Origin of the sequence: Haloechinothrix aidingensis (assembly GCF_013450155.1) — a bacterium.
Classification (GTDB): Bacteria; Actinomycetota; Actinomycetes; order Mycobacteriales; family Pseudonocardiaceae; genus Haloechinothrix; species Haloechinothrix aidingensis.
This window is the reverse complement of sequence record NZ_JACCKD010000005.1, coordinates 255,402-268,745: the sequence shown is the minus strand read 5'-3', so window position 1 is coordinate 268,745 and position 13,344 is coordinate 255,402. Positions and strand designations below refer to the sequence as shown.

Below are 13,344 nucleotides of genomic sequence, written 5' to 3'. Positions count from 1 at the left end.
GGAAGCCGATGGCCGTCAGGGGTACCGGAGTATCGGTGCCTGGCTCTGCTGCGCTCGCGCAGGTCGGCAGGATGACCACGCTGGCGTGGGAGGTGCTGCGTGGCACGTTCCGCCGTCCGTTCCAGTTCAGGGAGTTCATCCAGCAGTGCTGGTTCTTCGCCAGCGTGACGATCCTGCCGACGGCGCTGGTCGCCATCCCGTTCGGGGCCGTCATCGCGCTGCAGCTGGGCTCGCTGACCGAGCAGATCGGGGCGCAGTCCTTCACGGGCGCCGCTGCCGCGCTCGGGATCGTCCAGCAGGCGGCCCCGCTGATCACGGCGCTGCTCGTGGCCGGAGCGGGCGGCTCTGCCGTCTGTGCCGATATCGGCGCCCGTAAGATACGCGAAGAGATCGACGCCATGGAGGTGCTCGGCGTCAACCCGGTGCAGCGCCTCATCGTGCCGCGAGTGCTCGCCGCCACCGTGGTCGCGGTGCTGCTCAACGGGCTGGTCAGCGTGGTCGGCGTGCTCGGCGGCTACTTCTTCAACGTCATCATGCAGGGCGGCACGCCCGGCGCGTACCTGGCGAGCTTCAACGCGCTCGCACAGCTGCCGGACCTGTGGGTGAGCGAGTTCAAGGCGGTGCTGTACGGGTTCGTCGCGGGTGTCGTCGCCGCGTACCGGGGCCTCAACCCGGCGGGCGGGCCCAAGGGCGTCGGGGACGCTGTCAACCAGGCGGTGGTGATCTCGTTCCTGGCGCTCTTCCTGATCAACGTCGTGCTGACCGCCATCTACCTGCAAGTCGTTCCACCGAAGGCGTTGTGATCGTATGACGACATCGGCCGAGCGCACGCAGGAGGAGCGTGAGCAGGAGGAGCGGGAGGAGCTCTCCGACAGGACGCTGGAGATCATCGCGCGTCCCGGCGCCGGCCTGGAGGGACTGGGCCAGCAGCTCTCCTTCTACGCGCGGGCACTGGCCTGGTCGCCCCGCACGATCGCCCGGTACTCGCGGGAGATGGCGCGCCTGCTGACCGAGGTCTGCTTCGGTACGGGCGCGCTGGCCATCATCGGCGGCACGCTCGGCGTGATGATCGGGATGACGATGTTCACCGGTCTGGTCGTCGGCCTGCAGGGGTACTCCTCGCTGGAGCAGCTGGGTACCGCTGCGCTGACGGGGTTCATCTCCGCGTACTTCAACACCCGCGAGGTGGCACCGCTCTCTGCTGGGCTGGCGCTGTCGGCGACGGTGGGGTGCGGGTTCACCGCCCAGCTCGGCGCGATGCGCATCTCCGAGGAGATCGACGCCCTCGAGGTGATGGGCGTGCCCAGCGTCCCGTACCTCGTCACGACCCGTGTGCTCGCCGGCGTGGCTGCCGTGATCCCGCTCTACGCCGTGGGGTTGCTGTCGGCCTACGTGGCATCGCGGCAGATCACCATCTGGGTGTACGGGCAGTCGGCCGGTACCTATGACCACTACTTCGCCCTGTTCCTGCCCGCGGAAGACGTCGTGTGGTCGTTCGGCAAGGTGCTGATCTTCAGCGTGGTGGTGATCCTGACGCATTGCTACTACGGATACACCGCGCGGGGCGGGCCTGCCGGGGTCGGCGTGGCCGTCGGTAAGGCCGTCCGGACCTCCATCGTGATGATCGCGGTGCTGGACTTCTTCCTGAGCCTGGCCATCTGGGGCTCGACGACGACGGTGAGGATCGCGGGATGAGCCGGACGAGACGGAAGGTGCTGCTCGCCAGGTTGCGCTATCAGGCGCTCGGGGTCGCGTTGCTCGTCGTCATCGTGCTGTTCTTCGGCGTGACCGTCGGCATCTACAACAAGGCGTTCACCACGGCCGCCACGGTCTCGCTCGAGACGGGTCATGTGGGCAACCAGATGCGCCCGGGCGCGGACGTCAAGGTCCGTGGTGTCGTCGTCGGTGAGGTCTCCGAGATCAGCGCGCGCGCGGACGGTGCGACTCTCGAGTTGGCGCTGCGACCGGAGCAGCTCGAGCTCGTCCCGGCGAACGTGCAGGCCCGGTTGCTGCCGAAGACGCTGTTCGGCGAGCGCTATGTGGCCCTGCAACTGCCGGAAGGCAGGCAGCTGGCAGGCGACGGGGTCGAGCACATCAGCGATGGCGCGACGATCAGCCAGGATCGCAGCGAGAACGCGATCGAGCTGGAACAGGTGCTCGGCAACGTGATGCCGCTGCTGCAGGCCGTCGAACCGCAGAAGCTGTCCAGCGCGCTGAACTCCGTCGCCACCGCGCTGGACGGGCGGGGCGAGGACCTCGGGGAGACGCTCGTGCTGCTGTCCGAGTACCTCGGCGAGTTCAACCACTCGCTTCCCGACCTCGAGGAGAACCTGAAGGGGCTCGCCGACGTGTCCGAGATCTACTCGGAGGCCGCTCCGGACTTCCTGCAGGCGCTGTCCACCGCGACGACGACCACGCAGACCATCGCCGAGAAGAGCGGGGACCTCACCGACCTGTACCGGACGGTGGTCACCAGCTCGAACGACATGCGCAGCTTCATCGACGTCAACAGGGACAACCTGATCGACCTCACCGCCACGGCACAGCCGACCCTTGACGTGCTGGAGAAGTACGCCCCGCAGTACCCGTGCATGCTGCGCCAGTTCGCCAACCAGATGGACTCGGCCGGGGAGGCCTTCCGCGACGGGAAGAACTGGATCACCATCGAGTTCATCTCCAGCCGCGGCAAGTACGAGCCGGGCAAGGACGAGCCGCGCTACGAGGACAAGCGGGGGCCGCGGTGCTACCCGCAGGTCGAGCGCCCCGAGTTCTTCCCGCAGTACCCGCCGGACGGCCCGATCGCCGATGGCTCGACCAAACCGCCGCCGCCGAACGAGCCGGACGGCAGCGAGGCGGCCGACTACGAGGACTACGACGACTCGGGGGACTCCTCCTCGTCCGGTAGCTCTGCGCCCGCCGGCCGCTCGATCGCCAACTCGCCGATGGAGCAGCGGTTGCTGTCGCTGCTCGCCGCTCCGGCGGTCGAGGGAAGTCCCGCCGACGTACCCGACTGGGCGAGCTTGCTCATCGGTCCGTTGTATCGCGGAGCGAAGGTGGAGGTGCGATGAGCGGATTCGTATCGTCCTTCGTCAAGATCGTCGTGTTCGCGCTGGTCACCGGCCTGCTCACCGGTATCCTCGCGGCGACGATCGCGAACGCGAACTTCGGTGAGATGTCCAGCTACACTGCCCGGTTCGCCGATGCGTCCGGGTTGCGCGAGGGTGACGACGTCCGCATCCGGGGTGTGCGGGTCGGCCAGGTCGAGTCGATCGAGGTCGCGGGCGACAACATCGCCGACGTGCGGTTCGGGGTCGAGACCGACCACGAGCTTCCCGGTGAGACCACCGCGAGCGTGAAGTACCGGAACGTGATCGGGCAGCGTTACCTCTCGCTCGGCACCGATGTCGACTCGGCGGAGCCGCTGGAGCGTGGTGACGTGATCCCGGTGGACCGGACCCAACCCGCGCTGGACCTGACGGAGCTGTTCAACGGGTTCCAGCCGCTGTTCCGGGCCCTGGACCCCGATGAGATCAACAAGCTCTCCGCCGAGATCATCAGCGTCTTCCAGGGCGAGGGCGGCACGATCGACAGCCTGCTCGCCCACACGGCGTCGGTCACCTCCACGATCGCCGACCGGGACGAGGTGATCGGTGAGGTGGTGACCAACCTGAACCACGTGCTCGACACCATCAACCAGCGCGGGCCGCAGACGGAGCGGTTGATCGACACGACGCAGGCGCTGGTGACCGGGCTGGCCGAACGCAGAGAGCCGATCGGTGAGGCCACCGAGTCGCTCGGCGACCTCACACACAGCGTCGCCGGGCTCGTGTCCGAGGCACGACCCCCGCTGCGGGAGGACATCGCCGCCCTCGGCGAGCTCGCCGACACGGTGCACGAGTCGAAGGGCACGCTCGGCGAGCTCCTCGAGCGCTTGCCGGTGAACATGCGGAAGTTCACGCGGGTGCTCAGCTACGGCGGTTGGTACAACTACTTCATGTGCGGGATCTCCGGCACGATCGGTATCGAGTCGCTCAACGTCGAGGTCCCGGTGATCCCGCTGCCCGGTACGCAGACCGCGGAGAGGTGCGACGGATGAAACCGCTGAAGTCGCGCGACCAGACCACCGTCGGTGCCGTGACGGTTGTGCTACTGCTGCTGTCGCTGTTCGCGGCGTACAACGCGAAGGACCTGCCGATCATCGGCGGGGGAACGACCTACTCCGCGCACTTCGCGGAGTCCGCGGGTCTGAAGGACGGCAACGAGGTCCAGCTCGCCGGGGTCAAGGTCGGCGAGGTCACCGATGTGCAGCTGGACGGCACCCAGGTGCTGGCCACTTTCCGGGTCGACAGGCAGGGGCGGGAGTCGGCCTCGCGGCTCGGGGCCGACTCGACGGCAGCGATCGAGATCAAGAGCTTGCTCGGGGAGAAGATGCTGACGCTGACCCCGCGCGGCGACGGGCGCCTCGATCCGAGCGAACCTATCCCCGTCGAGCGGACCACCACCCCGTTCGATATCCAGGATGCCTTCGATCAGCTGGAGGAAACGTCCTCCGAAGTGGACACCGAGCAGCTCGCGGAAAGCTTCGACACCATCTCGGAGACGTTCAGCGACACCCCGGAGCACACGCAGGAGGCGTTGAACGGCCTGTCCTCGCTGTCCGAGACGGTGGCTTCCCGCGACGAGGAGCTGAAGCGGCTGCTGTCCAACACCGAGCAGATTTCCGAGCTGCTGTCCAGCCGCACCGAGCGCGTGCAGAAGGTGATCGAGGACGCGAACCTGCTGCTGTCCGAGCTGCAGAGCCGTAAGGAGGCCATCGACAGGCTGCTTTCCGGCACGCAGGAGGTCTCGCAGCAACTGTCCGGTCTCGTCGCCGACAACCGCGCGCAGCTGCGGCCGACACTGCAGACGCTCGACGAGGTCACCGACGTGCTGAAGGAGAACCAGGACAATCTCTCCCGCAGCCTCGAGCTGCTGGCCCCCTTCACCCGCCTCGGCGGCAACGCGCTGGGTAACGGCAGGTGGTTCGAGGGCTACTTCTGCGGTTTCCTGCCGCCGAGCTTCCGGATCGGCGACTACGAGAACAACCCGGAGGGCTGCGAGAGGCCGGTGGCCGCGCCCGACCAGGGGATTGAGAGGGAGTGATGGTGAGCCTGCTGCACAAGGCCGGTGGCCCGGCCCGCGCCATCGCCCTCGGCTGCGTGCTCGTGTTGACGATCAGCGCCGTGGCCTGGCTGGCGCTGCGCGACGACGAGGGCACCGAGCTGACCGCGTACTTCGACAGGGCGGTGGGGTTGTACGCGGACTCGTCGGTGCGGGTGCTCGGCATCGAGGTGGGAAGCGTGACCAACGTCGAGCCGGAGGGGGAGCATGTCCGTGTCGATCTCGCCGTGCGGGACGACGTGGATGTACCCGCCGACGCCAACGCCGTCGTCGTCGCGCCGAGCCTGGTGAGTGACCGCTACGTGCAGCTTACTCCGGTCTACGAGTCGGGGGAGGTCATGGAATCCGGTGCGGTGATCCCCTCCGATCGGACGGCGACACCGGTCGAGCTGGACGAGCTTTTCGATAGCCTGAATACGCTGGCGAAGGATCTGGGGCCCGAGGGGGCGAACTCCGACGGCTCGCTGTCCGGCGCACTCGACACGATGGCGGAGAACCTGGACGGCACCGGCAAGAACCTCAACAACACGGTGACGCGGCTCGCCGAGCTGTCGAGGACGTTCGACCAGTCGGGAAACGACCTCTTCGACACCGTCGAGCATCTCGGCGAGTTCACCACGATGCTCGCCAGAAGCGACAAGCAGCTCGACGAGTTGTTCGACACGATGGCCGACGTCACCGGCTTCCTCTCCGATGAGTCCGGCGACGTCGGCGCGGCCCTGAGCTCGCTCGCCGTCGCGCTCGACGACGTGAACGGCTTCGTCGACGAGAACGAGGAGCTACTGTCCTCCAATGTGGAGAAGCTCTCCGCGCTGACCAAGGAACTGGTCGATCACCGGGACTCGGTGGCCGAGGTGCTCGACATCGGTCCGAACGCCATGAACAACTTCATCAACACCTACGACGCCGCGTCGGGCACGATCGCGGTACGCGGCAACATCAACGAGCTCACCTTCCCGCCTGTGATGACGTTGTGCCGCCTGCTCAACGCGAGCCAGCCCGAGGACGTGCCCGTGGACGTCGCCGGTGCCTGCGAGAAGATCCAGCCCGTGCTCGACGGCGCGGTGCAGCTGCCGCCCGTCTCGGAGATCGTCGCCTCGCTCAACGAAGGTGAGCTGCCCGAGCTGCCGCTGCCGCTCGCGGACGTACTCGTCGACGCGGAAGGGGGTGGCTGATGAGCGCGCTCGCCAGGCGACTGGTCCTCGTGCCCGTGGCGCTCGTGTGCGCTGTCGTGCTGGCGGCGTGCGGTGAGGCGGGCTTTTCCGGCCTGTACAACGCGCCGCTGCCCGGTGGGGCCGATGTCGGCGAGGATCCGTACCGCGTGACGGCGGAATTCGACGACGTGCTCGACCTCGTGCCGCACGCCAGCGTGCGGGTGAACGACGTCTCGGTCGGGCGGGTGGACCACATCGAGCTCGCGGAGGACACCAAGTCGGCCGAGGTGACGATGACCGTCAACGGCGACGTCGAGCTACCGGCCAACGCCGAAGCCGACCTGCGGCAGTCCAGCCTGCTCGGGGAGAAGTTCGTCGAGCTGCGCGAGCCGGAGGACGGTCAGGCCAAGGGCACGCTCGCCGACGGCGCGACGATCCCGATCGCCAGGACGAGCCGGGGCGTCGAGCTGGAGGAGGTGCTCGGGGCGCTGTCGCTGCTGCTGTCCGGCGGCGGTATCGACCAGCTGCGGGACATCGCCGAGGAGCTCAACGCCGCGATGTCCGGTAACGAGCCGGAGATCAAGGCCCTGCTGTCGCATGCCGAGGAGCTCACCCGGTCTCTCGACGGCCAGAAGGGCGAGATCGTGCGTGCCATCGACGGCCTCGACGAGCTGTCCGGAACCCTGCGCGCGGAGAACGATCATCTCGCCACGGCTCTCGACGAGCTCGAGCCGGGGTTGCGGGTGGTCTCCGAGCAGCGGGACGAGCTCGTCAACGCACTGGACGCGCTCGACGCGCTCTCCGACGTCACGGTGGACACGATCGAGCGGAGCAGGGACCAGGTGGTGGAGAACCTGCGTGCGCTGGAACCGGTCCTGCGCAAGCTCGCCGAGGCCGAGGGCGACCTCATCGAGGCACTCAAGATCCTGCCGACGTACCCGCTGCCGTGGAACGCAGGCGACGTGGTGAAGGGCGATTACGCCAACGTCGATGTGGAGTTCGAGTTGAAGCTGGACAAGCTCATCGACAACATCCGGAACTCGAGCCAGCCACCGCTCGGGCTGTTCGATGCCCCGGGCAACGAGCCACAAGGCGGTGGGGAGCAGGCCGAGCCCGGCGGAGGTAGCGATGGCGACCCGAACCTTCCCGAGCTGCCGCTCCCGCCGTCCGGCAGCGACACCGACGGCTCGACCGGCGGTGACGGCGGCCTGCCCGGCCTACTACTCGGAGGTCGCTGATGCTGACAAGGAACACCCGTATCAAGCTGGCGGCGTTCTTCGTGATCGCCACGCTCTCGGTGGCCTATGTCGGGCTCAACTACGCGGGACTGGATCGCCTGTTCGGCCCCCGCGGGTACGTGGTCACGGCGCAGTTCGCCGACTCGGGGGGGATCTTCGAGGGCGCGCAGGTGGCCTACCGCGGCGTCGAGGTGGGTGAGGTGGCCTCCTTGCGGCTGAGCGAGGCGGGTATCGATGTCGATCTCGACATCAGCGACGACGCCCCGCCGATACCGGCGGATACCACGGCGACCGTGACGAACCGGTCGGCCGTCGGGGAGCAGTATGTCGACCTGCGACCGCAGAGCGGCGGTGAGCCGTACCTCGAGGACGGCTCGGTGATCTCCCAGGACGACACCGGGCTGCCCGTTCCCTCGTACGATGTCCTCACCAGCCTGGACGAGCTGGTCAGCAGCGTCGACACGGAGTCGCTGCGCACCGTGGTCACCGAGGCCGACCTGGCGTTCTCCGGGGCCGGGCAGGACATGCAGGTGCTGCTGGATACCGCGCACTCGTTCACCGAGCGGGCACAGGAGAGCCTTCCCGAGACGCGGCAGCTGCTGACCTCCGGCCGGACCGTGCTCGACAACCAGCGGCGCAACGCGGACGACATCACGGAGTTCTCCAGCGGCCTCAAGGACATCGCCGAGCAGTTCGCCGAGTCCGACTCCGACATCCGGAAGGTCATCGACCGCACTCCCCAGGTCGGTCAGCGAGTGAGCGAGTTCCTCAGGACCTCGGGCAACGACATGGGCCTGCTGCTGGCCAACCTGCTGACGACGGCGGACATCATGGAGGTGCGTACCGACTCGACCGAGCAGATGATGGTGAACTTCAGCATGCTCTCCGCGTTCCCGAACACCGTCAGCGAGGACGGGAAGGGCAAGCTGGGGCTCGTGTTCAACTTCTTCGACCCGCCCTCGTGCATGCGCGGTTACGAGGGAACCGAACAGCGCCCCGCGAACGACTTCGAGGAGATCGAGCCGAACACGGACGCGTACTGCGCGGAGCCGCCCGGAAGCCCCGTCGCGGTGCGAGGGTCGCAGAACGCCCCGTACAAGGGTGAGCCCGTCGAGGTGGCCGAGCCGGGCGGCAGCCAGGGTGACGGTCAGGACGCGGGGCAGCGACCGGACGGGAACCTGCCCGGCCTGCTCGACCTGCCGACGCAGCAGGATGCTCCCGGGGACTTCGCGGACTTGCTTGGAGTCACCGATTGAGGCTTCGCGGTAGTCTTCGGTTCGCAGTCTCCGGCGACCCGGTGCGCGACAGCTTGCTCGTGCTGACCGTGCTCGCGGTGCTCGCGGCAGGCTGGTTCGGCTGGTCGTGGGCATCGGCAGCGCAGGACGCCGAGCTGTCGGTGGCGCACGAGCGCGACGCCGCGCTCGAGGCGGCGACCCACGGTCTCGTCACGCTGCACACGATCGACCACCGTTCCGTTGCGGACGATCTCGACGAGTGGCTCGCCGTGACGGCCGGCGACCTGCAGGAGGACCTCCGCGGGGGCAGGGAGAGCCAGCGGGATCGGGCGGAGCGCGACGAGACGGTGTCCACCGCCCGGATGCTGCGGGCGGCCGTGACCGACATAGACCCGTACCAGGACTCGGCACGGGTCATCGCCGTGCTCGAGGTGGACCGGGCGGGAGGCGGCGAGGAGGCATCCTCCGAGACGCGGCGCATGAACGCCTCCCTTGCCGATACGGAGGACGGGTGGAAGATCACCGGAGTCGAGGTGGCCTCATGACCCGGCGCGAGGGGGCCGCCCTCGACAGGCGGACCGTGATCGCCCTGCTGGGCGCCGTGCTGGCTGTCGCGGTGGCGTGCTCGGTGTGGTTCGGGCTGCGCGCGCACGAGCTGCGCGGCGGCTCGGGGGACAACCTCGCGTTTGCCGACAGCGAGGCCACCAGCGAGGTCGTCGAGAGCGTCAGCGCTACGCTGCGCGCGGTGTTCTCGTACGACCACACCAACCTGGAGCGTACGGAACGGGCCGTCGAGGTGGGGCTGACGGGCGAGGCCGCGGCCGCGCATCGCGACCGGTTCGACGCCGCGGCGCGGCGAGCGACCGAGGAGGAACTCGTCCGGACGAGCACGATCCGCTCGATCGGTGTCCGTGAGCTCGACGGCGAGACGGCGACCCTACTGGTCTTCCTCGACCAGCAGACGCGGAGCGCGGAGGGCGGCGCCCCCGAGTCCCGGACGGCGACCCTCGACGTGACCGCGGAGATGGTCGACGGCGAGTGGCGGGTCTCCGCGATCGACGTGCTCTGAGCGCGCGGGGAGCGTGGCGTCAGACGGCACGCCCGGCCGCAGTGGACGTTCCTGCCGCTGTCACGGCCTGCGGTTGCCCCTCGCCGAGCTCGGCTCGCCTGCCGGTACGGCCCGCCCGGACGCCGTTGGCGATGACGATGACCTCCGCGAGCTCGTGTACCAGCACCACCGCGGCCAGGCCGAGCAGCCCGGTGAGCGCCAGCGGAACGAGGCCGGCGATGATCGCCACCGACAGGCCGAGGTTCTGCCGCATGATGGTGCGCGCGCGGCGGGCGTGCCGCAGCGCCCGGGGAAGGTGCCGTAGGTCCTCGCCCATGAGCGCGACGTCGGCGGTCTCGATGGCCACGTCCGTACCCATCGCGCCCATGGCGATGCCGGGATCCGCCGAGGCCAGGGCGGGGGCGTCGTTCACGCCGTCGCCGACCATCGCGGTGGCGCCGTTTCGCCGCAGCCTGCGGATGACGTCGGCCTTGTCCTCCGGCCGCAACTCCGCGTGTACCTCGGTGGCGTCGATACCGGCCTCTGCCGCGAGCGTGCGTGCGGTGGCCGCGTTGTCGCCGGTCAGCATGCTGACCCGGTAGCCCCGCGCGCGCAGCCCTGCGACGACCTCCGGCGCCTCCCGGCGCAGCTCGTCGCGAACGGCGATCACCCCGATAGTTCCGCCGTCGGATTCCACGCAGACCACCGTGGCCCCGCGTTCCTGGAGCTCCGAGACATCCGCGGCCAGCTCGCCGGGATCGATCCAGCCCGGCCTGCCCAGCCGCACCGGCCGCCCGTCGAGCCACCCGGCCAGCCCGGCCCCTGTGACCGACTCGACGTCGCGTGCCGGGGTGACGTCGGCCCGGTCACCGGTGCCGGCGTCGGCGGCCGCGGTGCCGATCGCGAGGGCGAGCGGGTGCTCGCTACGCGCCTCCAGCGCGGCAGCCACGGACAGTACCCGCGCGCTCGCTACCCCGTGCGCGGGTCGCACCGCGATGACTGCCGGTTCGTTGCGGGTGAGGGTGCCGGTCTTGTCCAGCGCGATGCCGCGCACCGAGCCGAGCGACTCGAGTGCCGCACCTCCCTTGATCAGTACGCCGAGCCTGCTGGCCGCGCCGACGGCGGAGATCACGGTCACCGGGACCGAGATCGCCAGCGCGCACGGGGACGCGGCGACGAGGACCACGAGGGCGCGTTCCACCCACACGGACGGGTCCCCTGCGAGGGAGCCGACGGCGGCGATCACCGCCGCGGCCACCATGACCCCGGGCACGAGGGGCTTGGCGACGGCGTCGGCCAGCCGCTGTCCCGCGCCCTTGCGCGCCTGCTCGGCCTGCACGATGGAGACGATCCTGGCCAGGGAGTTGTCCTGGACCGTGCGGGTGACGCGGAGCTCGACGGCGCCGGTGCCGTTGATCGACCCGGCGAGTACCTCGTCGCCGGTGGTTGCCTCGACAGGGACGGACTCCCCTGTGATGGCGGAGACGTTCAGGGACGTGCGCCCGTGGATGATCCGCCCGTCGGTGGCGACGCGCTCACCGGGACGCACCACGAGGATGTCCCCCGCGACGAGGTCGCCGGTGGCCACGGTCACCTCGACCCCCTCGCGCCGGGCGGTGGCCTGCTGGGGCACCAGGTCCAGCAGGGCGCGCAGGCCGCGCCGGGTGCGGCTGATCGAGTACTGTTCCAGGCTCTCGGCGAACGAGTACAGGAACGCCAGCGTCGCGGCCTCGCCGACCTGTCCGAGCAGCACCGCGCCGATCGCCGCGATGGTCATCAACGTGCCGATACCGACCGAGCCGCGCGCGAGCGCGCGCAGCGCGCCAGGCACGAACATCGCCCCGCCGGTCGCGAGCGCGCAGGCGTGTACCGCGAGCACGCTCCAGCTCGGGGCACCCGACCAGGCCGCGACGTAGCCGGTGAGCAGGAGCACCCCGGCTGCGGCCGCGAACCGGACCTCGCGGAGCCGCCAGAACGTTCCCGGCCGGCTCTCCTCGGCCTCCTCCGGGTGCTCGCACCCGCATGCGTCGCTCATGACTCACCTCCGTGCGTGCCGTAGGTCGGGCACAGCGCCACCGCGTTACCCGTGGCGCCGAGCACGGCCTCCGCGGCGGTGAGCAACTCGAGCAGCTCGGGCCGGACAAGGGCGTAGAACGTCTGCCTGCCCTCCGGTTCGCCGTCGACGAGGCCGCAGTCGCGCAGGCACGCGATGTGTTTGGACACGGTGGACTGGGCCAGCCCGAGCTCGCCTACCAGGTCGGTGACCCGCGCCCGCCCCATGGCGAGCCGGTGAACGATCGCCAGCCGGGTGCTGTCCGAGAGGCTGTGGAACAGCGAGACCGCGGCATCCAGATCGGTGTGCCGCGCGGGCTCGCTCGCAGTACTCATCGCCATACGGCGATTATATTCTGATCTGACGATCTATCAACCCGGTCGGGAGTGTGCGCCCCGGTCATCGGGTACGGCCCTACCTGGTGGGGGCGTCGCTGCGGCCCCGCACGAGCTGGCTGATCAGGGCGAGCACCGGAAGCTCGATGAGCGGGGCGACGGCGAGGCTCACCGCGATCAGCGGGCGGCCGGGGAACGCGGCGACCGCGAGCGCCAGCGCGATCGGCGAGTTGCGGGCGACCGTGCTCATCGTCAGCGTGACGCGCTGTGCGCGCGGCAGCCGCAGCGCCCGTCCGGTAACGGTGGCCACGGCAGGCATGACGACGAAGAAGATCGTGAGGGGGCCGAGCAGGGTGACGACGGCGAGTGCGTGCTCGACGACGGTGCGCGCCTGCCAGGCGAACATCGCGAACACCGCGATGAGCAGCAGCGGAACCGCCGATCCCGACGCGGCCGGGAACAGCACCCGCTCCCGCCAGCCTGCCCAGCGCGAGCTCGCCCAGCGCAGCAGCACAGCCGCCGCGAGCGGCACCAGCAGGACCAGCAGCACGGCCTGGACGATCGTTCCCAGCGCTATCGACGTCACCGGCCCGCCGAGCAGCATGACGTACAGCGGCAGCAGCATCAGCTGCAGCACGAGGTTGATCGGCAGCAGCGCGGCCGCCACGCCCATGTGGCCACGCGCGAGCCCGGTGAACACGAGGTACCAGTCGGTACACGGCGTCACCAGCAACAGCAGCAGCCCGATCCGCAGGTCCGGGCTGCCGCCGAGCAGCACCACCCCCAGCACCCACGCCAGCAGCGGCGTCCAGACGAAGTTGAGCACGAGGCTGGCGGCCACGACGCGGTGCGCGCGGCGTGCCTCGCCGAGCGACGCCGCGTCGACCTGGACGAACACCCCGGTCAGCATCAGCAGCAGCGCGGGAAGCACCACGTGCCCTGCGGCCCCGCCGATCGGCAGCGCCAGGCCGGCCAGCGTGCCTGCCACCGCGCTCGCCGCGACGAGCACGCTCTGCAGGCGCTCCCAGAGGGACATACCGGGACCGTATCCTGCGGGGGTTCGCCCCGCGCGGCGCGACCAGCCGCCGATCGTGGCGCTGACCGGCCCCGGGCCGGTCCTG

13 protein-coding genes are annotated in these 13,344 nt (G+C 69.6%); 10 read left to right on the top strand and 3 right to left on the bottom strand.

Annotation, left to right across the window (positions count from 1 at the left end):
* Positions 1-8: 8 nt before the first annotated feature.
* Genes H0B56_RS15545 through H0B56_RS15500 form a run of 10 tightly spaced genes read left to right on the top strand, consistent with a single transcriptional unit; the run spans position 9 to position 9,856 of the window.
* Entirely contained in the window at positions 9-803 is a 795-nt protein-coding gene (locus H0B56_RS15545) for an MlaE family ABC transporter permease (protein ID WP_089303114.1), read from the top strand.
* Between the two features lie 4 nt (positions 804-807).
* Positions 808-1,695, top strand: coding sequence for an MlaE family ABC transporter permease (locus H0B56_RS15540; RefSeq protein ID WP_180893776.1), 888 nt, complete (start codon positions 808-810; stop codon positions 1,693-1,695).
* A complete protein-coding gene (locus H0B56_RS15535) occupies positions 1,692-3,068 on the top strand; it encodes an MCE family protein (protein ID WP_180893775.1) in 1,377 nt (458 codons plus the stop codon). The genes H0B56_RS15540 and H0B56_RS15535 overlap by 4 nt, the downstream gene beginning before the upstream one ends.
* On the top strand, positions 3,065-4,096 hold the full coding sequence (locus tag H0B56_RS15530) for an MCE family protein (protein ID WP_180893774.1): 1,032 nt from the start codon (positions 3,065-3,067) through the stop codon (positions 4,094-4,096). Before H0B56_RS15535 ends, H0B56_RS15530 begins: the two co-directional genes overlap by 4 nt.
* Complete coding sequence (locus H0B56_RS15525; RefSeq protein WP_180893773.1) at positions 4,093-5,142, top strand: MCE family protein; 1,050 nt, start codon at positions 4,093-4,095, stop codon at positions 5,140-5,142. Before H0B56_RS15530 ends, H0B56_RS15525 begins: the two co-directional genes overlap by 4 nt.
* Complete coding sequence (locus H0B56_RS15520) at positions 5,142-6,335, top strand: MCE family protein (RefSeq protein WP_180893772.1); 1,194 nt, start codon at positions 5,142-5,144, stop codon at positions 6,333-6,335. Before H0B56_RS15525 ends, H0B56_RS15520 begins: the two co-directional genes overlap by 1 nt.
* Complete coding sequence (locus H0B56_RS15515; RefSeq protein WP_180893771.1) at positions 6,335-7,552, top strand: MCE family protein; 1,218 nt, start codon at positions 6,335-6,337, stop codon at positions 7,550-7,552. Before H0B56_RS15520 ends, H0B56_RS15515 begins: the two co-directional genes overlap by 1 nt.
* Positions 7,552-8,808 (top strand): MlaD family protein, encoded by a 1,257-nt coding sequence (locus tag H0B56_RS15510; RefSeq protein WP_180893770.1) that lies wholly within the window; start codon positions 7,552-7,554, stop codon positions 8,806-8,808. The genes H0B56_RS15515 and H0B56_RS15510 overlap by 1 nt, the downstream gene beginning before the upstream one ends.
* A 41-nt stretch (positions 8,809-8,849) precedes the next feature.
* Complete coding sequence (locus H0B56_RS15505) at positions 8,850-9,332, top strand: hypothetical protein (protein WP_180893769.1); 483 nt, start codon at positions 8,850-8,852, stop codon at positions 9,330-9,332.
* Positions 9,329-9,856, top strand: coding sequence for a nuclear transport factor 2 family protein (locus H0B56_RS15500; protein ID WP_180893768.1), 528 nt, complete (start codon positions 9,329-9,331; stop codon positions 9,854-9,856). Before H0B56_RS15505 ends, H0B56_RS15500 begins: the two co-directional genes overlap by 4 nt.
* Positions 9,857-9,875: 19 nt before the next feature.
* On the opposite strand, the gene H0B56_RS15495 is transcribed toward H0B56_RS15500, so the two are convergent.
* From H0B56_RS15495 to H0B56_RS15485, 3 genes are all read right to left on the bottom strand, one after another.
* Positions 9,876-11,870: a heavy metal translocating P-type ATPase gene (locus H0B56_RS15495; RefSeq protein WP_180893767.1), complete on the bottom strand. Its 1,995-nt coding sequence runs from the start codon at positions 11,868-11,870 to the stop codon at positions 9,876-9,878.
* Positions 11,867-12,229 (bottom strand): ArsR/SmtB family transcription factor, encoded by a 363-nt coding sequence (locus H0B56_RS15490; RefSeq protein ID WP_219632794.1) that lies wholly within the window; start codon positions 12,227-12,229, stop codon positions 11,867-11,869. Before H0B56_RS15490 ends, H0B56_RS15495 begins: the two co-directional genes overlap by 4 nt.
* Before the next feature lie 73 nt (positions 12,230-12,302).
* Positions 12,303-13,259, bottom strand: a complete 957-nt coding sequence (locus tag H0B56_RS15485) for an arsenic resistance protein (RefSeq protein ID WP_180893766.1) — start codon at positions 13,257-13,259, stop codon at positions 12,303-12,305.
* Positions 13,260-13,344: the final 85 nt, after the last annotated feature.

Coding starts and splice junctions, on each gene's coding strand:
- H0B56_RS15530 (WP_180893774.1), top strand. CDS start 3,065: ATGAGCGGATTCGTATCGTCCTTCGTCAAGATCGTCGTGTTCGCGCTG.
- H0B56_RS15545 (WP_089303114.1), top strand. CDS start 9: ATGGCCGTCAGGGGTACCGGAGTATCGGTGCCTGGCTCTGCTGCGCTC.
- H0B56_RS15520 (WP_180893772.1), top strand. CDS start 5,142: ATGGTGAGCCTGCTGCACAAGGCCGGTGGCCCGGCCCGCGCCATCGCC.
- H0B56_RS15500 (WP_180893768.1), top strand. CDS start 9,329: ATGACCCGGCGCGAGGGGGCCGCCCTCGACAGGCGGACCGTGATCGCC.
- H0B56_RS15525 (WP_180893773.1), top strand. CDS start 4,093: ATGAAACCGCTGAAGTCGCGCGACCAGACCACCGTCGGTGCCGTGACG.
- H0B56_RS15490 (WP_219632794.1), bottom strand. CDS start 12,229: ATGGCGATGAGTACTGCGAGCGAGCCCGCGCGGCACACCGATCTGGAT.
- H0B56_RS15535 (WP_180893775.1), top strand. CDS start 1,692: ATGAGCCGGACGAGACGGAAGGTGCTGCTCGCCAGGTTGCGCTATCAG.
- H0B56_RS15495 (WP_180893767.1), bottom strand. CDS start 11,870: ATGAGCGACGCATGCGGGTGCGAGCACCCGGAGGAGGCCGAGGAGAGC.
- H0B56_RS15540 (WP_180893776.1), top strand. CDS start 808: ATGACGACATCGGCCGAGCGCACGCAGGAGGAGCGTGAGCAGGAGGAG.
- H0B56_RS15510 (WP_180893770.1), top strand. CDS start 7,552: ATGCTGACAAGGAACACCCGTATCAAGCTGGCGGCGTTCTTCGTGATC.
- H0B56_RS15515 (WP_180893771.1), top strand. CDS start 6,335: ATGAGCGCGCTCGCCAGGCGACTGGTCCTCGTGCCCGTGGCGCTCGTG.
- H0B56_RS15485 (WP_180893766.1), bottom strand. CDS start 13,259: ATGTCCCTCTGGGAGCGCCTGCAGAGCGTGCTCGTCGCGGCGAGCGCG.